Here is a 21606-nt window from a genome sequence, read left to right as displayed (position 1 = left end):
GATCAACCCCTTTTACGCCGGCCTGAGTAATTCGAACGCTGGCCTCCCCCTTCCGGTTGAGCCATTAACGATGTTGCAAATTCTTTCATTACCCGTCGATAAACGTCCCGTTTGAAAGAGACCACCTGACGGACTGGATACCAAAAACTCACCCAGCGCCACCCATCAAATTCCGGCGTACTGCTCCGTTGCACATTGACGGCAGAATCTTGACACTGAAGTTGTAACAGAAACCACTTCTGTTTTTGGCCGATACACACAGGCCGAGTATCCCATCGCACTAGACGTTTAGGTAATTTGTAGCGCAACCAATTACGTGTCGAAGCAAGAATACGCACATCTTTACGGTGCAGTCCCACTTCTTCAAATAATTCTCGGTACATCGCCTGTTCAGCCGTCTCGCCAGAATTAATCCCGCCTTGCGGAAATTGCCAAGAGTGCTGTCCAAATCGCCGAGCCCATAAAACCTGTCCTTGGCGATTACAAATTACGATACCCACGTTAGGGCGGTAGCCATCATCATCGATCACTGGACTACCTCAATATTCTTTTTAGATATCCTGATTGTTTCACACTCCACTCGGGCGGTAAACCATTGACTTACGCCAAAAACGCCAGGGATTATTGGGATAACTTAGGGCTAAAAGTAAAGTTATAAACAAATTAGCACAGAGTTAACCTATTTTATTCACCTTTTCTGTGGATAGCTTTGTGAAAAAGATGGGATTCAGTTGAATAATCACTTTTAAACCTGCTTTAATCCTTAATAAACCACCCATATAAAAACGATAAAATACAGGAAGTTACCGACTTTATAAACAACATTTTATTAGCCTTTCCTGCTATGACTTTCTGACCATTCAACACAAAGGTTAAAATTTAACCATTTATTAAATTATCCACAGAAGATGCCTGAATGTTACGCATAAGTCGAAAAAAAACTAGTCAAACCCCAGTGTCAAGGCTGTAAATAGAAACAGTACTCTCAAAATTCGAGAGTTATCCAATTTTTCTGTGGATAACTAGGGTGACAAAGCTGTTTATGAATGTCTTGAAACTGGGATAACCCGATCAATACGCCTCTTGGTCGATAAAGTATTCCCGTAAAAAACCATGATATTTCATGCTATTATTCTTAATCTAGTGAATTAAAGCGTCTGTTTTTAAAACCCTAGTTAACACTGGTTATTTTTCATACAAAAGAGTGAGCAATGCCATTAGCCTATCTTGATCCACCCACCTCTGAACGAGAACTGCTGAGCCGAGCGCAACGGATTGCAGGGAAAACCTTTGCTGACGTGGCCATTGAACACGGTGTGCAAATGCCAGCAAACCTACAACGTAATAAAGGTTGGGTGGGGAATTTAATTGAGTTAGCACTCGGGGCACAAGCGGGCAGTAAAGCTGAGCAAGATTTCGCGCACTTGGGGATAGAACTAAAAACCATTCCAATCAATGCTAAAGGCGAACCGCTGGAAACGACCTTTGTCTGCGTGGCACCGTTAACCGGCAATATCGGCGTCACTTGGCCGCAAAGCCATGTTCGCCAAAAACTGGCTAAGGTCCTATGGATACCTATTGAAGGTGAGCGAACGATTCCCCTTGCCGAACGTCGTATTGGTGCACCGCTTCTGTGGCAACCTTCTCCAGAAGAAGACCACCAATTGCAAACGGATTGGGAGGAGTTAATGGAGATGATTGCATTAGGTCGTGTCGAAGCGATTACCGCTCGCCATGGTGAATACCTACAGATCCGCCCTAAAGCCGCCAACAATCGGGCCTTGACCGAGGCGATCGGGCCTTCCGGGAATAAAATTCTCACGCTGCCACGTGGCTTCTATTTGAAGAAGCGTTTTACTGCTCCATTACTGGCTAGGCACTTTGGTTAAGAGACCTTTACTAAGGGCTTGCCAAGTAAGGGGTTAGGCTTTAGCTTACTGATAGTTAAGCGTAATTACTCATCTGAGTTGGCGCTAGAAAGACATATCTTTTTACGTTTTAATCTCGTCGACCGCTTGTTGGACCCTGATTTTATTTTTGCTTAGAATTCAAATAATTAAATTATTGTTTTCAGCAGTCACACCGCGTGCTAAAAGGTTAATGAGCCCCCCCACCTCGTGTAGAGAGGAAACCAGACAATTCTGGTTTATGCTAATCGTTATCATCGCTTAACTGTTGCGCTAATGAAAAGAGGACGAAAAGAGATGATTAAAGTTGTTTTACTACTCGTCGGCGTAACCGGCAGCTTATTACTGAGCGGGTGTTCGAGCGATTACGTGATGGCCACTAAAGATGGGAAAATGCTGGTTACTGAAGGCAAACCCATTATAGATAAAGAGACCGGACTGGTTGAGTACACTGACCAACAGGGCCACACTACGCAAATTAATAGCGACGATATTTCCAGTATTATAAAAAAATAATAAGGATTGATGCATGCACTATCACCGTATTCCCCATAGTAGTCTCGAGATTAGTCAATTAGGCTTGGGTACCATGACCTTCGGTGAGCAAAACAGCGAAGCGGATGCCCACCAACAACTTGATTATGCACGCGAACGTGGAATCAACCTGATTGATACTGCCGAAATGTATCCCGTTCCCCCCCGCCCTGAAACCCAAGGTCTCACCGAAAGCTATATTGGGAGTTGGTTAAAGAGAAGCGGGGAACGCGACAAGATCATACTCGCCAGCAAAGTGGCAGGTCCGGTCCGTGGCAATGATGCCTCTATTCGCCCACAACAGGCCTTAGACCGAAAAAATATTCGCCAAGCTTTGGAAGCAAGCCTTAGCCGTCTCAATACCGATTATCTGGATCTTTACCAATTACATTGGCCCCAGCGCCCCACGAACTGTTTTGGTAAATTGGAGTATCAATACAGCGAAGATAATGTCCCGGTAACTTTATTGGAGACATTGGAAGCGTTATCGGAGCATGTGCGGGCAGGAAAAATTCGCTATATCGGCGTATCGAATGAAACACCATGGGGAGTGATGCGTTATCTGCAACTTGCAGAAAAACATGACCTTCCACGAATCGTATCGATCCAAAATCCTTACAGTTTAGTCAATCGTAGCTTCGAGATTGGATTATCTGAAATCAGTCAGTTCGAAGGGATTGAATTACTCGCCTACTCTTCCCTCGCCTTTGGCACACTGAGCGGTAAATATTTGGGGGGGAAACGTCCAGAGAAGGCTCGTAACACCTTATTTAGCCGCTTTACGCGCTATAACGGCGAATACACTGAACAAGCTATCGCGCAATATGTCGCGCTGGCTGAAGCACACCAGCTAGACCCTTGCCAGATGGCGTTAGCCTACGTGCGGCAACAACCATTCGTTGCAAGTACCTTGCTAGGTGCAACCACCTTAGAACAGTTGAAGCAGAATATTGATAGTTTCGAGGTGACGTTGAATGAAGAGGTTCTCGCGGGTATTGAGGCGATCCATCGCCGTTTTCCTAATCCTGCGCCTTAAGACGTCATCACGCTTTTCTTTTTAACTGCCACAACCATAAACAGGTGATCGCGAGCGCAAACAAAATGCCGAACGCGACGCCTGTTACTACTGCAGAAGCCCCTAGCCAAATTGCCACGCTGTACAGCACCAACATGCCCAGCATCACGCTATTTTCACCGAGATTTTGTACGGCGATAGCACTTCCCGTTCCCACAGTTTGTTGTCCACGCTCTTGGAGCAAGGCATTAAGAGGGACAACGAAAAAGCCCCCAAAGATACCAACTAAGACTAATAATCCGTAAGCAGGGAGTAAATGGGTTTCTAGCGCGAAAACCACGACTAATAATCCTACCGCTATGCCCGCCGGTAACGCTTTACCCGCATGCTGTAAAGAGACCCATTTCGCCGCCAGAAAGGCCCCCACAACAATCCCTAGGGCCACCATCGCATTCAAGGTGGTCGGTGTGGTGTTATCTTGAATACCTAGCGCGACCGGAACCCAGATAACTAACAGGAAACGTAAGGTCACCCCAGCTCCCCAGAACATACTGGTACCAATCAACGAAAAGCGGCAGGTTTTATCATGCCACAGGGTTTGAGTCGCCTGCACAAACTGATTTATCAGGCGTTTTGGATTGTAATTACCATGAGGGCGTGCCGCTTCCAACTTGGGGATCATGACATTTGCCATCACCGCTAGGGCATAGATAATGGCACAGACTAAGAGAGCGGTAGAGACATGCCAATCGGCCAAAATACCGCCGCTGACTGAACCTAGCAGAATGGCTGCGATGGTCGATCCCTCCATCAGGCCATTTCCTTTCACTAACTGCTTGCTTGGCAGTAACTCGCCCAAAATACCATATTTAGCTGGCGAGTAAGCCGCTGCACCAATACCGACCAAGCTATAGCCAAGGAATGGACTGAAATTGACGCCAATCGCAATGACGCCAATCAGCTTAATACTGTTAGCCACCATCATAACTCGTCCCTTGGAGAAACGATCCGCAAAATGGCCGACAAAGGGTGCTAACAGGATATAAGCAATGACAAACACCATTTGTAGGATTGGCTGGCTCCAATCTGGATACTCGGCATTTTTGAGCAGGGCCAAGGTAGCAAAAAGTAGCGCATTATCCGCGAAGGCGGAGAAAAATTGCGCCAATAAAACCGGGCGAATGCCCGGTACATTAAGGGGTGATTCTGCAGATAATTTCATTGTTACCCATTGTCAGAAAGTGAACGCGCTGGCTCTGCTGCCATCGCTTTAAGCGAAACATAATCGGGTTTACCGCTGCCGAGTACTGGTAAGCTCTCAACCACGCGAATATCGCGTGGCACCAGTAATTCACTCAATCCTTTGGCTTTAGCTTCGTTCGATAACACATCACGTTGTAAGTGCGTGTCGGTCGTAAAAAGCACCAGCGCCTCGCCTTTCTGCGAATCCTCTTTTACCGTCACCGCATGCTGTTGATCGGGAGAGGCTGCCATCACGAGAGACTCGACACTTTCCAGTGAAACCATCTCACCCGCGAGTTTAGCAAAGCGTTTCACTCGTCCTTGGATTCGGCAAAAACCGTCTTCATCAAAGCTAACGATATCGCCGGTATCATACCATCCAGCGTCGAGCTGCCCTTCGCCATTGTCTGCCGCAGGGGGTTCGATATGCCCCGGATTGTTAACCCGTAAGTAGCCTTTCATAATATTCGGACCACGAACCTGTAGGCGCCCCCCCTGCTCAATACCCGATACCGCAATCAAACGAAAGTCCATGGCGGGCAATAAGCGTCCGACGGTATTAATCTTAGCCGCCATCGGCAGATTTATCGATAAGACTGGAGCGCATTCTGTTGCGCCGTAGCCTTCTAAGATACGAATACCGAATTTTTCTGCATATAACTGACGGACATTTTCTTGCAGCTTCTCCGCCCCGGCCACCACATAGCGTAAACGAGCGAAATCGTAGCCCTCAGCAAAACGCCCATAATAGTTTAAGAAGGTCGAGGTACCGAATAACACGGTGCAGTCTTGGTCGTACACCAGTTCAGGAATAACCCGATAATGCAGAGGGCTGGGATAAAGAAAGGCTTTCGCACCAGTAGCGAGCGGTAAAAGTAAGCCTACCGTCAGACCAAAGGCATGAAACAGCGGCATGGCAGATAAAAAGCAATCGCGCGGCAAAAAGTCAGCAACAGTACGAATCTGTTCAACATTGGCTAACAAACTTTTATGGCTGTGTACCACACCTTTCGGGACGCCTTCTGAACCAGAAGTAAACAGAATTACCGCAGCGTCTTCCGGCTGTTGAGCGATTTGCGCCGCTTTAGGGAAGAAGAGATGCTTCGCTACCCACCATTTATCCTCTCTGGTTAGCGTCTCTTTTAAGTCTTCGAGATAGAGCCAACGAACATGCGGGGCATTCTCAACCAAAAAGTGCAATTTTCCCTTATCGAGAAACTGGCGGGAGGTAAAAATAGTGGTGATCTCAGCCGCCTTAATCGCGGCATGTAGCCCACTATTTCCCGCTGAGTAATTGAGCATGGCAGGCACGCGGCCTCGTGCCGTCGCCGCCAAGATCGTTGCGACAGTGACGACGCTGTTGGGTAACAGCAGGCCAATGTTTTGCCCTGGTTGGGTTTGCTTGTCGAGAATACAGGCTACCCCCAATATTTTCTTCAGCAATTGCCGATAGCTGTTTACGGAAAAATTACTATCATCTACGCAGCCATGGGACCAACCAAAACGTTGGCCGGCATGGATGAAGGCTTCATAGAGTGTCTCACGTGGACGAACCGCCATTCGTGCTTCTTGCATGATATGGGCAAGGTGCTCACCGGCTAACACTCGTCGTTGACGGGCTTTGGCGGCTTGCGGCATAGGGATATGCGTAGCGGGTAAAATAAAGAGACGAATTTTAGGGAATAAACGGCGTTTAGCCGGTAAACGGCTGAACGGCGTGTACTCTGCCCCTTCGATACGAATGGGGATCACCGTTGCAGCTGTTTTCGCAGCAATAAACCCCGCGCCACTATAGATTTTCATTAGAGAGCCGGTCACTGAGATCCGACCTTCAGGAAAGATAATCACCGGACGGCCACTGTTCACCTCTTTAATTAGGCGCTTCATGGTCATGGGTCTGGCCGGGTCCAACGCAACAATATCCACCCAGCGTTTTACCCGCTGCAGTGCCCAGTGGTTGGCATAGGTGGACGTAATGGCGAAAACCGGTTTAACAGGAAGAAAAAGCGTGAGAAGAATCCCATCAAGAAAGGAGACGTGATTAGGCGTGATAATCACTTTTTGGGAGGTAAAACTCGACGTCTCTCCTTGTACTTCAACGCGCCATAAGAGTTGGCAGACCCACCGCAGAAATTTGAGCAACATGTTTTCCCTGTAAAAATCAAAGGTATCAAAATTTGATACCTTTGATTAAACACGTTTAACGTCTTGCTGACAAATTTTGTCGTTAATTATAGGTTAACTAATTTAATGACTTAGTGTGATAATCACTGTTCGGGCGTATGCCAACCGCCCCCTAATGCCGCAATTAATGCAACGCTGCTTACCCACTGCTGACTCTGCAACTGAAGTAAGGATTGCTGCTCACTCAGGCTACTATTTTCGGTAGTTGCCACATCAAGATAATCGATCATCCCCGCATCATATTGATTACGAGTGACTTGGGCTGAAGTCATGGCGGCTTGGGCCGAGGCTTGCTGTGCCTTGATTTCTTCGCCCAGCGTGTTTAATTCGACTAAGTTATCCTCCACATCCTGCATCGCGGTTAACACTGTTTGTCGATAGTTGGCCACTTGCGCATCATAGGCAGCGCGTGCTTGGGCCACGGAGGCTTTGGTCGCACCGAAGTCTAGAATCGTTCCGCTCAGTTCCGGGCCGAGTGACCAAACCCGATAAGGGAGCGAGAACAGGTTATGCAGCTCGCTGGCACTGGTCCCGCCGGAGGCACTCAGCGTTAAATCAGGGAAATAACCAGCAATGGCAACCCCAATTGCCTCGTTCGCTGCAGCCATGGAACGTTCCGCTACCGCAATATCTGGACGACGCTGGAGTAACTTAGAAGGCACCATCACGGGGATTTGCGGTAAGGTCGCCGTAAGGGGGGCAGCGGCTAAGGAGAACTCTGCCGGCGTTTTACCTAATAGCGTGGCGATAGCATGTTCATATTGCGCCCGCTGCCAAGTGATACCGAGCAGGGTCGAGCGCGCGCTCTGTAACTGCATCTGCGCTTGGGCAACCGTTGCACGGTTTTCACTACCCGCCTGATACTTATTATTAATAATCCGTAAGTAGCCTTGGTAAGCGTCAATACTTTTCTGATAGAGCGCAATACGCTGGTCGAGGATCCGTAATTGGAAGTAATCTTGCGCTAAAGTACTTTGCGCACTGAGCGTCGCGTTAGCCAGATCGGCTTGACTCGACTGCGCACTCGCCCGATCCTCAGCGGCTTGACGGCGTAATTTGCCCCACAGATCGAGTTCCCAGCTGGCGCTAAGTTGTGCCGAGTGACTATTACTGGTAGTGCGTTGCCCCGAACTGGCGCTCCCACTACGCGTCGATTGTACATCACCGGTAACCGTCGGATAAAGATTTGCGGTGGCCTGGTCGGTAAGCGCCAAGGCTTGACGATACTGCGCAGCATACATGGCGACGTTTTGGTTTGAGATAGCCACTTGCGAGAGTAATTGGCTCAGTTGCGGATCTTGATAGACCTGCCACCACTCACCTTTCTGCACCCTATCCTGTGGCTGGGCTTGCTGCCATCCTTTGGCTTCTTTAAAGGCCAGCGGCATAGATTGCGTGGGGCGATGATAGTCTGGACCAACCATGCACCCAGTTAATAGCAGCATAACGCTGAGGGTCGAGATTTTAAAAGCTACTTTCATGACTCATTTCCTGAATGACGATAACGGTGCCAGCGCTGCCGAGTTACCCGACTCACTTTATCTAACCATAGATACACCACTGGCGTCGTAAACAGCGTTAATAACTGGCTGAGGGCAAGCCCCCCTGCAATCGCGATACCCAACGGGCTTCGTAAATCAGCATCGCCGCCACTGCCTAATGCCATCGGTAACGCCCCAAAAAATGCCGCTAACGTGGTCATCATAATCGGGCGAAAACGCTTTAAGCAGGCCTCAGTGATCGCTTGTTGTGATGTCATCCCGCGCCGCTCAGCCTCTAACGCGAAATCAATCAACATAATGGCGTTCTTCTTCACAATTCCGATCAGCAAGATGATGCCGATTAGTGCAATCACCGTCAGCTGCGTATTGGTTAAAATTAACAATAGCAGTGCGCCGACCCCAGCGGAAGGTAAGGTTGATAAGATGGTCAGCGGGTGGATATAACTCTCGTAGAGCATCCCAAGCACGATATAGACCGCAGCTAAGGCCGCTAAAATCAACCAAGGTAAGGTCGCGGTTAACTGGCTAAAAGCCTGGGCAGTCCCTTGGAAACTGGCGGCAATAGTATCGGGAACGCCAATCTTCGCCATCGTCTGCTTAATGACGGCCTGGGCCTGTTCAAGCGAGACGCCATCCGCTAAGTTGAACGCGATAGTACTGGTGGCCGATTGTCCTTGGTGTGCAACCGACAACGGGGCATTCGCCCCACTGAATTTGGCAATAGCAGAAAGGGGGATTCGGTCACCATCGTCGTTGAGAACATAAATTTTTGATAGCTCATCCGCATCCTGTGTATTGCTACTTTGTAACATCATGACCACCTTGTATTGATTCAAGGTTTTATAGATGGTCGCAATTTGCCGCTGACTGAAGGCATTATTCAGCATGGTATCCAGCATATCAACATCCACCCCAAGGCGTGTTGCCGCATCGCGATCGATGGTAATCATCACTTCTTGACCGCCGGTTTGCGAGTCGGAGTCAACACTGGTTAATTGCGGTAAGGCGCTAAAGGCCTTCTGTACTTTTGGGGTCCACTCACGTAATAGCGCCAAGTCATCGGCTTGTAAACTGTATTGATAAGAGGCATTGGCGCTCCTGCCACCGACACGTAGATCCTGCGCCGCCATCAAGAACATCTGAGCACCGGCAATCTGACTGCCTTTCATACTGAGTCGGTTAGCAATTTCCGTCGCGGACGCTTTCCGCTGATCTAAGGATTTGAGTTTCACAAAAAAGGTCGCCGAACTACGCGAGCCAAACATTCCTCCGCCGCGCGAAGACATCACCGCATCGACATCAGGGTCATGTAAGATCAGCTGGGTAAATTGATTGACCTTCGGCGTCATCGCCTCGAACGAGACACTTTGGTCAGCCCTGACCATTCCCATCAACATCCCCGTATCTTGATCTGGGAAAAATCCTTTCTGGACCACGGTAAATAAATAGAAATTCAGTAGCACAGTCGCTAATAGGCCGAGCATGGTCAATTTCTGGTGGGCAAGTACCCACTTCAATCCACGGCTATACAGGGCTAATAATGCGGTAAGTCGACGTTCAATCCATTGGAAAACGGGATGGGGACGCTGTGTCACTGGTGGACGACGTTTAAGTAAACGTGCGCAGAGCATAGGCGTCAAACTGAGTGAAACAAACATCGAAATCACCAGCGAAATCGATAAGGTCACCGCAAATTCTCTGAATAGGCGCCCAACAATACTGCCCATCAGCAGGATGGGAATGAAGACCGCGATAAGGGAGGCGGTCATGGAAAGTACCGTAAAGCTCACCTCCTTTGCGCCACGAATAGCTGCCCGTACCGGACTGAGTCCCTCTTCTATATGCCTTATGATATTTTCCAGCACCACAATGGCATCGTCGACCACGAAGCCGGTAGCGATAATCAAGGCCATCAACGATAAGTTATCGAGGCTATAGCCCAGTAGATACATAAAAATACAGGTACCAATTAAGGATACCGGCAGTGCTAAGGCAGGGATTAGTACCGAACGCCAATCCCGTAAGAAGACGAAAACCACCGCGACCACCAGCATCACCGCGACCAGTAACGTTTCCTCGGTTTCATAAAGGGAAGAGCGAACATTAGGTGAGCGGTCTAAGACCAGCTGCAATGAAGTATCTGCCGGTAATTGTTCACGGAGTTGCGGCAACTTAGCTTTGATCTCGTCAATGGTCACCAGCATATTAGCCCCCGCTTGGCGAGTCACCCCAAGCATCACCGCGGGGTTACCATTCAACGCCCCCCCAACATACTTGTCCTGAACCCCATCGTAGATGGTCGCCACGTCCTTAAGGCGTAACGCTTTGCCATCCTGATAACGAATGATGAGATCCTGATAGAGCGCAGCTTTATCTAATTGGCTGTTGCCGTCGATCGCCCAAGAGAGATGCGGACCTTGAATAATCCCTTTCGGAAGGTTCGAGGTACTGTTGGCGACGGCTTGACGCACTTCGTCCAAGGAAACGCCATATTGCGTCAATTTATTAGGTTGTAAGTCGATACGCACGGCAGGCAGCGCACTGCCCATCAGCGACACTTCGCCTACCCCACTGACCTGCGCCAAGACCTGCTCGATTTTACTTTCAGCAATATCGTATAACTGCCCGGCAGTACGCGTTTTCGAGGTCAGTGCGAGTAATACGATCGGCGCATCGGAAGGGTTAGCTTTGCGATAGGTCGGTAATGACGGCATGCTGCTGGGCAGTAGGCTACGTGATGCATTAATCGCTGCCTGCACATCACGGGCGGCACCGTTTATATCACGATCTAGATCAAACTGTAGGACGACCCGAGTCGACCCTTGCGAGCTGCTGGACGTCATCTCAGATACACCCGCAATTTGCCCCAATGCGCGTTCTAGCGGCGTAGCGACCGTTGCCGCCATCGTTTCAGGGCTAGCCCCTGGCAAGCTTGCTGAGACCATAATGGTCGGGAAGTCTACCTGAGGTAAAGGCGCTACCGGCAAGAGCCGATAGCCCAAAAAGCCCAACAGTACCAACGCTGCAGTCAACAATAACGTTGCAACCGGGCGGAAAATAAATAAGCGTGTGATATTCATCGTTCATCCCGACGACGTTGTTGTTTCCTTGCGATAAAACGGCGTCCACGTTCCGACCAGTGATCAAACCAAAGATAGATCACTGGCGTCGAGAAAAGCGTTAAAACTTGACTGACAATCAATCCGCCGACAATCACTAATCCTAGAGGCTGGCGCAGCTCGGCTCCCGAACCACTGGCTAACATTAAGGGCAACGCCCCCAGCAAAGCAGCCATAGTGGTCATAAGGATTGGGCGAAAACGTAGTAAGCATGCCTGATGGATGGCGTCACGCGGCGACATATGCTGTTCATGCTCAGCCTGCAGGGCAAAGTCGATCATCATAATCGCATTTTTCTTGACGATACCTATCAGCAAAATGACCCCGATTAGCGCAATCAAACTGAATTCGCTGCCGCTAAGCAGTAGCGCTAATAGCGCGCCAATCGCCGCTGAAGGGAGTGTGGAAAGAATGGTGACCGGATGAATAAAGCTTTCATAGAGAATCCCCAACACCAGATACATGGTGAGCAGTGCGGCTAAAATTAGCCAAAGCGTATTACTGGTGGCACTCTCAAACGACGCTGCTTCACCCTGGTATTGTAACGAGATACTGTCTGGTAATGAGAGCTGTTGGCTCACTTCCGTAATCGCCTGCTGTGCTTCCTCAATCGAGTAGCCATCGGCTAAATTAAACGAGACCATCACCGCAGGATATTGGTTAAGGCGCATGTTCATTAACGAGCCAAGGCGTTGATGAACCGTCGCGACCGCGGTCAGTTTGACCATGCCACTCTCGGTAGAGGTCGAGCTAGTGCTAGACGAAGTGGTCGAGCTTGAGCTAGTGGTCGACGACGTCGAACTACTCGACGTGCTGTTTGATGTCACCGAGCTTTTCAACCAAATATCGTCAAGTGAAGACGGTGTTTGCTGATACTGAGGCGCCACCTCTAACACGACGCGATACTGGTTAGATTGGGTGAAAATCGTCGAAATTAACCGCTGGCCGAAGGCGTTATACAGTGCAGTGTCGACATCCGCTGCGGTGATCCCTAAGCGCGAAGCTTTATCGCGATCCAAATCGACGTAGGCAATGCGGCCTTGGTCCTGTAAGTTGCTGACCACATCGCTGAACTCTGGCCGTTTGGCAAGCGCCGCAATTAATTGAGGCGTCCACTTCACCAAGTTTTCGCTACTGAGATCGGTGAGGGTAAATTGGTATTGGTTCGGCGTCACTTGGTCGTTAACGGTTAAGTCTTGCGACGACTGCAAATACAACTGAATACCCGGTACCTGTTTAGCTGCCTGTTTTAATTCGGTGATTACTTTATCGGCCCGCTCACTGCGGTCCTCAAAAGATTTCAGCGTAATTTGTAAGTGCCCACTATTCAGGCTGGTATTGGTGCCATCAATACCAATCGTCGAGGTTAAGGCATCAACATTGTCATTTTTAAGGATGATCGCGGCTAACTGTTTTTGCCGGTTCGCCATCTCTTGAAACGATACATCTTGCGAGGCGATGGTAATGCCTTGGATCATGCCGGTATCTTGTTGTGGGAAAAAGCCTTTAGGAACCACCACGTAAAGTAACGCCGTCAACACGAAGGTTCCTACCGCCACCAGTAGCGTTAACTTCTGATGGTTCAGGACGACGCTTAATAGCCGGTCATAGCCCCGCACAATTTTCTCAAACCACTGCTCGCCCTTCTGCGCGAAGCGTGACTGCTGCTCGGGAGGCGTATGCTTCAATAAGTAAGCACAGAGCATGGGGGTGAGGGTTAATGAAACCAACATCGACACTAAGATCGATACCGCCAGCGTAATCGCAAACTCACGGAATAAGCGCCCCACGACATCGCCCATAAAGAGTAATGGGATCAGTACAGCGATTAACGAAAAGGTTAACGAGATAATGGTGAAACCAATTTGTTGCGAGCCTTTTAAAGCCGCCTGCATCGGCGATTCACCCTCTTCCAGACGGCGCGAGATATTCTCCACCACCACAATCGCATCATCGATCACGAATCCGGTAGCAATAGTTAACGCCATCAAAGAGAGGTTATTGAGGCTAAAGCCTAGCAGGTACATCACGCCGAACGTCCCAATCAGCGAGAGCGGTACCGCCACGCTTGGGATCAAGGTCGCGGCAATATTGCGTAAAAACAGGAATGTCACCATGACTACCAAGGCAATAGAGAGCACCATCTCAAACTGGACATCACTGATCGAAGCACGGATGGTTTGAGTACGGTCCGCAACAATTTGTAATTTTACCCCGTCAGGTAAGGTCTGCTGCAGTTTCGGTAGCTGCGCCTTAATATCATCCACCACCTGAATAACGTTCGCACCCGGTTGTCGCTGAACGTTCATAATGATTGCCGGATGATTATCAGCCCAAGCCGATTGGAAAGTGTTTTCGGCACCTTGAGTAATGGTGGCGATATCTTTCAGCCTTAGTGCCGCCCCATTCTGCCAAGTAATAATGAGGTTAGCGTACTCTTCAGGAGTGCGCAGTTGGTCGTTCGCATCGATGGTGACCGAGTGGAACTTTCCATCGAAGCCGCCCTTAGAACCATTAACATTGCTGTTGCCGACGACAGTGTTCACCTCTTCTAGGGTGAGCTTATGGGCGGCTAACGCGGTGGGGTTTAACTGAATACGAATCGCTGGCTTGTTGCCCCCGTCTAAGCTCACTAAGCCCACACCGGAAATCTGCGAAAGCTTTAGCGCCACTCGGGTATTTAACAGATCTTGTACCCGTGTCAAGGATAGACTGTCTGAGGTCGCGGCAATGGTAACAACCGGAGTATCCGCGGGGTTAACCTTTTTATAGGTTGGTGGATTCGGTAGATCACTGGGCAATAAGCTATTCGCCGAGTTTATCGCCGCTTGTACTTCTTGCTCCGCCACATCAAGCGAGGTGGTTAAACCGAAGCGTAGTGTGATCAATGACGAGCCTGAGGACGAGCTTGAGGTCATGGCACTTAAGCCACTCATCTCACCTAACTCACGCTCAAGGGGTGCCGTTACCGATGTCGACATCACTTCTGGGCTAGCACCAGGATAGAGAGTGGTCACCTGAATCGTTGGGTAATCAACTTGGGGTAATGCTGAAACCGATAGGAAACGATAGGCGAAAATCCCCGAGAGTAATACAGCCACCATCAACAGGACGGTGGCGACCGGGCGTTGGATAAAGAGACGAGAAGGATTCATTACTCAGCCTTGTTTTCTGCAGTCTGAGTGGTTGTTGCCTCGGCAACCGTCACCTTACTCCCGGTGGTCAGTCGATCAATGCCGTCAGAGACCAATTTATCACCCGGCTTCACCCCGGATAGAATGACCTGCTGGTCGTTACCGAATAGCGGCCCCGTTTTCACCGCTTGACGCACCACGGTATTGTCCGGTTTGACAATAAATACAAAGCTACCATCGCTGCTTAGTTGAATCGCTTGACTTGACACCACCGTCGCCTGCTTCAAAAGATCGATTTGCAAACGTAAATTCACAAACTGATTAGCAAAGAGCGCCTCATTTTGGTTAGCGAACATCGCTTTTAGCGCCACACTGCCTGTGCTGGTATCAATAGTATTGCTGATAAAGCGAACGTCACCCTGAGCGAGGACGGTTGAACCGTCTTGATCGAGGGCAGTCGCCGGCAAGGCTTGCCCTTGATGGAGCTTACTGGCCAATTGGCTAACATAACTCTGCGGGACACTGAAGGTGACCGCAGCAGGTTGCATCTGGGTAATGGTCACAATGCCAGTACTATCGCCACTCTGCACTAAGTTGCCGGCATCGACCAGACGCAAGCCAACCCGTCCGGTGACTGGGGCAGTGATCCGAGCATAACTAATGCTGACCTTCGCATTATTAATTTGCGCAATATCTTGCTGCACGGTGCCACGATACTGGCCCACCGTCGCAATTTGGCTTTCTAAATCTTGTTTGGATAAAGAATCTTGAGCATAAAGCTTACGGTAGCGCGCTAAGGTCAACTCGGCGTTCTTAAGCAACGCTTGGTTTTCCGCCAAGGCCCCTTGGTACTGCGCGAGGGTTGCTTGGTAATCGCGATCGTCGATTTGCGCCAAGAGTTGCCCGGCGGTCACTTTCTGCCCCTCGGTGAACAGGACCTTATCGAGCTGACCAGTGATACGGCTCGTCACCGTGACACTAGCATTAGGAATAACGGTACCGGGTGCCGACACATAGACTGGAACGTCTGCCTGCTTCGCCGTCACAGCATGAACGATAGTGGCGCTTCCCGCCCCCATCCCAGGCCTCATTGCATGTCTTCCTGATGGTGCGCCGCCTGCTGAAGAAGAGGAGTGAGTAAAGAACAGACGCCAAGCAATCACAGCTAGCACAATAATAACAAGAATAATGGCCAGTTTTTTGAGCCAAACACGACGCGCGGGTCGTTGAGAAGTATTGGTCATGGTTCTTCTTAATCATCAAAAGACATCAACAACCTTCTGTCGCGAAGAGGCAAACAGTGAGGTCAAAGTAACCTACATTATTAGCAAGCTGTCGCTCAGTTGCCAGAATAAATTGGTAAGGAAGGCGTTAAATTATTTCTGCCAGCGTAAACATCGAACTGAGAAAAGAGAAGGACGGCCGATTGGCCGTCCTTATACAGCTTAATGTTGTGCCTGAGGATCTTGCGGGGTATAGATGGCATCTGGCGCAATATTCATATGTTTCAATACTGGGCCGATGATATTACCAAACACTGGTGCGGCAACGCTTCCGCCGAAGTGGTCGCCTGCAGTAGGGTGGTTAATCATAATGACTAAGGCGACTACCGGATGACTGGCTGGGGCGACCCCTGCGGTGTAGTTGATATAACCGCCATCATATTTACCGCTGCTTCCCATCTTCTCGGCGGTACCCGTTTTAATGGCAAGCCGATAACCAGGGACCGCCGCACGCACCCCCGAGCCTCCGGGTAAGGCATCACTCTCCATCATATGCACGACGCTACGAACAACATCTTCGTCCGCCACACGGGTGCCAACCACTGGTGGCGTGACCTTGGTAATCGATAATGGACGATAGAGCCCAAAGGAACCAAGTGTCGCGTATTCGCGCGCAATTTGTAACGGCGTGACCCGTAGGCCGTAGCCGAACGAGAAGGTAGCCCGTTCAATATCTGCCCAGCGTTGACGATGCAGTGGGAAGTAGCCGACACTTTCTCCGGTCAACCCTAAGCCCGTCGAGCGGCCTAAGCCGAAAGAGCGGTAAGTGTTCACTAACACATCTGCAGGCATCGCTAACGCAATATGCGACACGCCGATATCACTCGATTTTTGAAGAATACCGGTCATGGTTAGACGCGGCCAGTGCCCCACATCGCGAATTAAATGACCGTCAACCCGATAAGGTATGGTATCTAACACCGAGTCGGGGCGAACCAGATGGCGCTGTAATCCCTCCATGATGACCAAGGGTTTTACCGTCGAGCCCGGTTCAAAACTATCGTTAATCGCCACATTACGCATCTGCGCAGCATTCGCCCCCTCGTAATTATTGGGGTTGTAAGAAGGATAAGAGGCCATCCCTAACACTTCACCGGTATCGACACGAACCATCACTGCTGCGCCAGAGTCCGCCTTATTTAGTTCAACACCATCACGTAATTTCGAATACATGGTGTATTGAATAAATTTATCAATACTCAATTGCACTGTCGGCGGCTGAGTTGGCGGCTGATAGCTGAGCATGGAGATAATATTCCCGTGGCGGTCTTGGCGATATTTCTCTTTACCCGGAACACCTTGTAATAAGGTATCAAAACTATGCTCTAAACCATTCAGGCCTTTATTATCGGCACCGACAATACCAATCAGCGGTGCGGCGGCCTCCGCCATCGGGTAATAACGGCTGTCGTCATAGACTGAGGTCAGCCCCTGCAAATGTAAGCTGGAGATATCTTTGGCGATACCCAATTCAACTTTACGCCCCAGATAGAGAAAGCGTTTTTTAGCGTTGGCCATAATTAAATTAGCCAACTGCTCCGGACGCATATTTAAGGCATTAGCCAGATAAGCCCATTTCGGGCTATAAAAATTAGGATTCGCTTCAAGGATTTTTAACGGGTCGGCGATAATATCGCGTGACGGGACGCTTAAGGCAACGGTTTCACCGTTACGGTCTAATAAGGTTCCACGATTAGTTGGCAAGGTAACCGTACGTAGAGAGCGCTGATCAGCCTCGTGCTCCAGCATCGGTTGGTCGACCAATTGCAGATCGCCGACGCGTAACAACAATAACCCTAAGCAGGCCACGACCCCGAGGCAGACCAGACGAAATCGAAATGAGTTAAAGGGCGATTTAGCTGAGTCTTTTCCTGTTTTCTTTTTCATCCGGGGCATAGCAGTCCGATAGGTTTACAATAAAGATAAATTTATCGATAGTTTACCTTAAAAAGGGATTATCCGGACTGAAAACTGTGTTTCAGTTCGTAATTGGATTATGAGAAATTTAGTAACTTATTGAAAAGTAATGGTTAAGGGTTATTTTAGTGAAAAAAAAACCTGCGCTGATGCGCAGGCTGGTGTAATCCATGGATAGATGTTCACCGATTAATACCTCTGGGAGAGTTACTTTACTGAAACCCCACAACAAACCGCCAGCCTTAAAACGCAACAGAACCCCGCAAAATGTAACTAACAATAAGTATCGTAACGTTTTCATGCTAATTGTTTGGACTTTAGCGCAAAACTGAGATCTGAGCGGCATTTGTCGAGGTTACAGCGTCGGAGGTTTGGCGTACCATAAGGTGGTGTAAACGTTTACCCTGGAAGTATTATTATGGCCACTATTAAGGACGTTGCCCGATTAGCGGGGGTTTCCGTCGCAACAGTGTCGCGAGTCCTCAATCAATCCCCTAAAGCTAGTACTCACTCACAAAAAGTGGTGGCTGAGGCGATGGCGCAGCTAAATTATATTCCTAACGCCAATGCCCGCGCCCTTGCCCAGCAATCCACCGCGACATTAGGTCTTCTGGTCAACGATGTCTCCGATCCCTTCTTCGGGGCGATGGTGAAGGCAGTAGACCAAGTCGCGATTCAGACCGGCAACTTCTTATTGATTGGTAACGGCTATCACCGCGCTTCGCAAGAAAAATTAGCCATCGAGCAACTCATCCGCCACCAATGCCAAAGTTTGGTCGTTCATGCCAAGATGATCAGTGATGACGATCTGCAAGCGATTATGCGTCAAATACCTGGCATGGTGGTTAATAACCGGGTGGTAAAGGGGTTCGAGTCGCGTTGTATCGCCCTCGACAATCGTTATGGTAGTTGGTTAGCGACCCGCCACCTGATCAGCCAAGGTCATCAGAAAATCGCCTATATCTGTTCTACCCATACGATTTCTGATGCGAAAGAACGACTTGCAGGTTATCACGATGCGTTACGAGATCATGGATTGATCCCGCAGAGTGAATTTATTGCCTATGGAGAGCCGGATGAGCATGGCGGTGAGCAAGCGATGGTTTCCCTGTTAGCGCAGGGCCGAGGTTTTACTGCGGTCGCTTGCTATAATGATTCAATGGCTGCGGGGGCGCTAGCAGCCTTGACCGACAACGGTTTACAGGTACCAGAACAGATCTCGATGATAGGCTTTGACGATGTCCACGTCTCTCGCTATGTCCGCCCACGTCTGACAACGGTTCGTTACCCTGTCGTCGCGATGGCACAGCAGGCAGCCCATCTCGCGCTAGCCTTAGGAAATGGTTTAGCGCCACCGCCAGTGACACATCTTTTCCAACCGACCTTAGTTATTCGCCATTCGGTAGCGCGCTTAGAAGAGCTGTAGCCATTCGCGCTTAGCCGTTTAGGGGCAGAGCTTCCTCAAGCGCGAGTAGCTCGTCCAGCGTTTGGCGACGACGGATCTCGATAGCACGCCCTTGATCCAGCAAGACCTCAGGAATTAAGGGGCGGCTATTGTAATTCGAGGACATAGACGCCCCATAAGCGCCGGTGTCATGAAAGACAAGATAGTCCCCCACTTGGGCTTGTGGCAGGTCACGCGGTTCAACCTCCCCGCCCGCCAGCTGAGTAAATACATCACCTGATTCACAGAGCGGTCCGGCCACCAGCGTCTGCTGATGAGGCCGCTCACTCGCGTCACTGCCATTAGCAGGCATCACCGAAATATGATGATAGCTGCCGTACATTGCTGGACGCATAAGATCGCTAAAACCCGCATCGACTAAGGTGAAATGACGGTTCCCCATCCATTTGATGCCACGCACTTCACTGACTAGTACCCCAGATTGGGCGACAAGGAAGCGTCCAGGTTCGATCTCAAGGGTCACTGCATGGCCAAGGTGTGCCGCAATACGTTGACGAGCCTGATCCCATAACGAGAAGTAATGGGCAGGATCGATCTCTTGATCCTCAAAGGTATAAGGCGTCGATAACCCGCCACCTGCCGAGATTGCCTGCAAATCACAACCACTGCTTAGCACTTGGTCGACCATTGCATCACAGACTTGTTGCAGATGTTGATAATCAACTCCCGAGCCAATATGCATATGTAGGCCTTCAAGCTGCAAACCGGCCTGCTGAATCACGGCTAAAGCATCCGGTAATTGTTGGTACCAAATACCATGCTTACTGTTCTCACCACCGGTATTGGTTTTCTGACTGTGTCCATGCCCAAAACCAGGGTTAATACGCAACCAGACCCGATGTCCCGGCGATAAGTCCGCTAATTGCTTAAGCATATCAATAGAACCGGTGTTGACCGTAACCTTAAGTTCGACGACCCGAGCCAAGCCTTCCCGATCAAGCAGATCAGCGGTATAGACAATATCGTTGCCCTGCGGTTGATAGCCTGCCTGCAGCGCACGGGTCAATTCCCCAACCGATACCGAGTCAACCTTAACCCCTTCCTCTCGCATTAGACGCAAGATATGGGTATTTGAGCAAGACTTCTGCGCAAAACGAATCACATCAAACTGGCGTAACTTAGCGATTTGTTGGCGAATAATTTCGGCATCATAGGCCCAGTAAGGCCCTTGATAGTGTTGAGCTAAAGCCAACAGTTGAGTCTGGTGTAAAGCAGTTGCGGTATCAGTGATCGGGGTCGGCATACTATTCTCCTTAAGCTAGGGTCTTAGTAAGCCATACTCTTTCTATATTGAAAAATATCATTTAATCGATACTCTATTCATTTTTGATATAGCGATAACGAGAAGTGTGATGACCCCTTTAAGCTGGCGACAAATCGAAATCTTCCATGCGGTGATGACTCAAGGCACCCTGACCAGTGCGGCCGCCTTACTACGCACCTCTCAGCCAACCTTAAGCCGAGAATTAGCGCGTCTTGAACAGCAGCTCACGGTGCCCTTATTTCGCCGTAGCCAAGGGCGCCTACACCCGACTCAGCAAGGTTTCCGATTATTTGAGGAGGTTCAGCGTAGTTGGTACGGCCGTCAGCGTATCCAAGAAACCGCCGCCAGTTTGGCCCAGTTCGACCAATCGGAAATCACCATCGCCTGCTTACCCGCTTTTTCACAATCACTCCTGCCTCAGGCTTGCGCAGACTATTTACGCGACTACCCAGCCGCGAATATGACTATCACCCCGCAGGAATCGCCCTTACTGGAAGAGTGGTTGACGGCACAACGTTTTGACCTTGGGATTACTGAGACACAATCTGTTCCTGAAGGATGTGAAATTGATCATTTACTGACAGTCGATGAAGTCTGTGTGCTGCCCAGCAACCATCCTTTAGCTTCGCGTAAGGTGCTCACTCCTCAAGACTTTAGTGAGTTACCCTTTATTAGTCTGTCGCGCACCGATAGCTATCGACAATTACTTGATTCACTGTTCCAAACGGAAGAGGTCTCGCGTCGTCTTGCCCTTGAAACTCATAGTGCAGCCTCTGTTTGTGCCATGGTTGGACAAGGTTGTGGGGTGTCGATCATCAATCCGCTAACCGCTATCGATTACTTACCCCACAACGTAGTGATGCGGCGATTTAGTGTTTCGGTCCCGTTTACCGTCAGTGTGGTGACCCCTCGCCATCGCCCTGACTCTGCCGCTCGCAGTATGTTCAGCCACTATTTAAGGATAACCAGTGCCAGGTTGCAGCAACGCATCGAGCAGGCGCTAACCTAATCATCTGATCATAGTGAGCGAAGAGACTTGC

14 protein-coding genes are annotated in these 21606 nt (G+C 49.6%); 5 read left to right on the top strand and 9 right to left on the bottom strand.

Features of this window, described 5'->3' with window-relative positions; genetic code table 11:
• Window positions 1-2 precede the first annotated feature (2 nt).
• Window positions 3-530 (bottom strand): RNA pyrophosphohydrolase, encoded by a 528-nt coding sequence (gene rppH / locus QJR74_RS03500; RefSeq protein ID WP_304373235.1) that lies wholly within the window; start codon window positions 528-530, stop codon window positions 3-5.
• Between the two features lie 681 nt (window positions 531-1211).
• Between rppH and mutH the strand changes: the two genes are divergently transcribed.
• From mutH to QJR74_RS03485, 3 genes are all read left to right on the top strand, one after another.
• Window positions 1212-1889: a DNA mismatch repair endonuclease MutH gene (gene mutH / locus QJR74_RS03495; protein WP_304373234.1), complete on the top strand. Its 678-nt coding sequence runs from the start codon at window positions 1212-1214 to the stop codon at window positions 1887-1889.
• Window positions 1890-2204: 315 nt separating this feature from the next.
• Window positions 2205-2423 carry a YgdI/YgdR family lipoprotein gene (locus tag QJR74_RS03490; protein ID WP_304373233.1) on the top strand — a complete coding sequence of 73 codons (219 nt, stop codon included), beginning with the start codon at window positions 2205-2207 and terminating at the stop codon, window positions 2421-2423.
• 13 nt (window positions 2424-2436) lie between these two features.
• Window positions 2437-3477 carry an NADP(H)-dependent aldo-keto reductase gene (locus QJR74_RS03485; RefSeq protein WP_304373232.1) on the top strand — a complete coding sequence of 347 codons (1041 nt, stop codon included), beginning with the start codon at window positions 2437-2439 and terminating at the stop codon, window positions 3475-3477.
• A gap of 7 nt (window positions 3478-3484) precedes the next feature.
• On the opposite strand, the gene lplT is transcribed toward QJR74_RS03485, so the two are convergent.
• From lplT to QJR74_RS03450, 7 genes are all read right to left on the bottom strand, one after another.
• Window positions 3485-4678 (bottom strand): lysophospholipid transporter LplT, encoded by a 1194-nt coding sequence (lplT, locus tag QJR74_RS03480; protein ID WP_304373230.1) that lies wholly within the window; start codon window positions 4676-4678, stop codon window positions 3485-3487.
• 2 nt (window positions 4679-4680) lie between these two features.
• A complete protein-coding gene (gene aas / locus QJR74_RS03475) occupies window positions 4681-6843 on the bottom strand; it encodes a bifunctional acyl-ACP--phospholipid O-acyltransferase/long-chain-fatty-acid--ACP ligase (protein ID WP_304373229.1) in 2163 nt (720 codons plus the stop codon).
• A gap of 122 nt (window positions 6844-6965) precedes the next feature.
• The gene (locus QJR74_RS03470; protein WP_304373227.1) at window positions 6966-8363 is read right to left on the bottom strand and encodes an efflux transporter outer membrane subunit; all 1398 of its coding nucleotides are present in this window, start codon (window positions 8361-8363) and stop codon (window positions 6966-6968) included.
• On the bottom strand, window positions 8360-11464 hold the full coding sequence (locus tag QJR74_RS03465) for an efflux RND transporter permease subunit (RefSeq protein ID WP_304373225.1): 3105 nt from the start codon (window positions 11462-11464) through the stop codon (window positions 8360-8362). The genes QJR74_RS03470 and QJR74_RS03465 overlap by 4 nt, the downstream gene beginning before the upstream one ends.
• Complete coding sequence (locus QJR74_RS03460) at window positions 11461-14658, bottom strand: efflux RND transporter permease subunit (protein WP_304373223.1); 3198 nt, start codon at window positions 14656-14658, stop codon at window positions 11461-11463. Before QJR74_RS03460 ends, QJR74_RS03465 begins: the two co-directional genes overlap by 4 nt.
• Entirely contained in the window at window positions 14658-15881 is a 1224-nt protein-coding gene (locus QJR74_RS03455; RefSeq protein ID WP_304373221.1) for an efflux RND transporter periplasmic adaptor subunit, read from the bottom strand. Before QJR74_RS03455 ends, QJR74_RS03460 begins: the two co-directional genes overlap by 1 nt.
• Before the next feature lie 201 nt (window positions 15882-16082).
• Window positions 16083-17816: a penicillin-binding transpeptidase domain-containing protein gene (locus QJR74_RS03450; RefSeq protein ID WP_304373219.1), complete on the bottom strand. Its 1734-nt coding sequence runs from the start codon at window positions 17814-17816 to the stop codon at window positions 16083-16085.
• Between the two features lie 439 nt (window positions 17817-18255).
• Here QJR74_RS03450 and galR point away from each other — a divergent pair, with 439 nt between their 5' ends.
• Complete coding sequence (gene galR, locus QJR74_RS03445; RefSeq protein WP_304373217.1) at window positions 18256-19263, top strand: HTH-type transcriptional regulator GalR; 1008 nt, start codon at window positions 18256-18258, stop codon at window positions 19261-19263.
• Window positions 19264-19273: 10 nt separating this feature from the next.
• Here galR and lysA read toward each other — a convergent pair whose 3' ends face one another.
• On the bottom strand, window positions 19274-20545 hold the full coding sequence (lysA, locus tag QJR74_RS03440) for a diaminopimelate decarboxylase (RefSeq protein ID WP_304373215.1): 1272 nt from the start codon (window positions 20543-20545) through the stop codon (window positions 19274-19276).
• A gap of 109 nt (window positions 20546-20654) precedes the next feature.
• On the opposite strand from lysA, the gene QJR74_RS03435 reads away from it, so the two are divergent.
• Window positions 20655-21575 carry a LysR family transcriptional regulator gene (locus QJR74_RS03435; protein WP_304373213.1) on the top strand — a complete coding sequence of 307 codons (921 nt, stop codon included), beginning with the start codon at window positions 20655-20657 and terminating at the stop codon, window positions 21573-21575.
• Window positions 21576-21606 lie beyond the last annotated feature (31 nt).

Source organism: Tatumella ptyseos, from assembly GCF_030552895.1.
Taxonomy (GTDB): Bacteria; Pseudomonadota; Gammaproteobacteria; order Enterobacterales; family Enterobacteriaceae; genus Rosenbergiella; species Rosenbergiella ptyseos_A.
This window is presented reverse-complemented; position numbering and strand designations above follow the sequence as displayed.

Excerpts from the sequence above, each read along its gene's own strand:
- QJR74_RS03450 (WP_304373219.1), bottom strand. The coding sequence starts at position 17,816 with ATGCCCCGGATGAAAAAGAAAACAGGAAAAGACTCAGCTAAATCGCCC.
- aas (WP_304373229.1), bottom strand. The coding sequence starts at position 6,843 with ATGTTGCTCAAATTTCTGCGGTGGGTCTGCCAACTCTTATGGCGCGTT.
- lplT (WP_304373230.1), bottom strand. The coding sequence starts at position 4,678 with ATGAAATTATCTGCAGAATCACCCCTTAATGTACCGGGCATTCGCCCG.
- QJR74_RS03470 (WP_304373227.1), bottom strand. The coding sequence starts at position 8,363 with ATGAAAGTAGCTTTTAAAATCTCGACCCTCAGCGTTATGCTGCTATTA.
- QJR74_RS03485 (WP_304373232.1), top strand. The coding sequence starts at position 2,437 with ATGCACTATCACCGTATTCCCCATAGTAGTCTCGAGATTAGTCAATTA.
- QJR74_RS03455 (WP_304373221.1), bottom strand. The coding sequence starts at position 15,881 with ATGACCAATACTTCTCAACGACCCGCGCGTCGTGTTTGGCTCAAAAAA.
- lysA (WP_304373215.1), bottom strand. The coding sequence starts at position 20,545 with ATGCCGACCCCGATCACTGATACCGCAACTGCTTTACACCAGACTCAA.
- galR (WP_304373217.1), top strand. The coding sequence starts at position 18,256 with ATGGCCACTATTAAGGACGTTGCCCGATTAGCGGGGGTTTCCGTCGCA.
- QJR74_RS03460 (WP_304373223.1), bottom strand. The coding sequence starts at position 14,658 with ATGAATCCTTCTCGTCTCTTTATCCAACGCCCGGTCGCCACCGTCCTG.
- QJR74_RS03465 (WP_304373225.1), bottom strand. The coding sequence starts at position 11,464 with ATGAATATCACACGCTTATTTATTTTCCGCCCGGTTGCAACGTTATTG.
- QJR74_RS03490 (WP_304373233.1), top strand. The coding sequence starts at position 2,205 with ATGATTAAAGTTGTTTTACTACTCGTCGGCGTAACCGGCAGCTTATTA.
- mutH (WP_304373234.1), top strand. The coding sequence starts at position 1,212 with ATGCCATTAGCCTATCTTGATCCACCCACCTCTGAACGAGAACTGCTG.
- QJR74_RS03435 (WP_304373213.1), top strand. The coding sequence starts at position 20,655 with ATGACCCCTTTAAGCTGGCGACAAATCGAAATCTTCCATGCGGTGATG.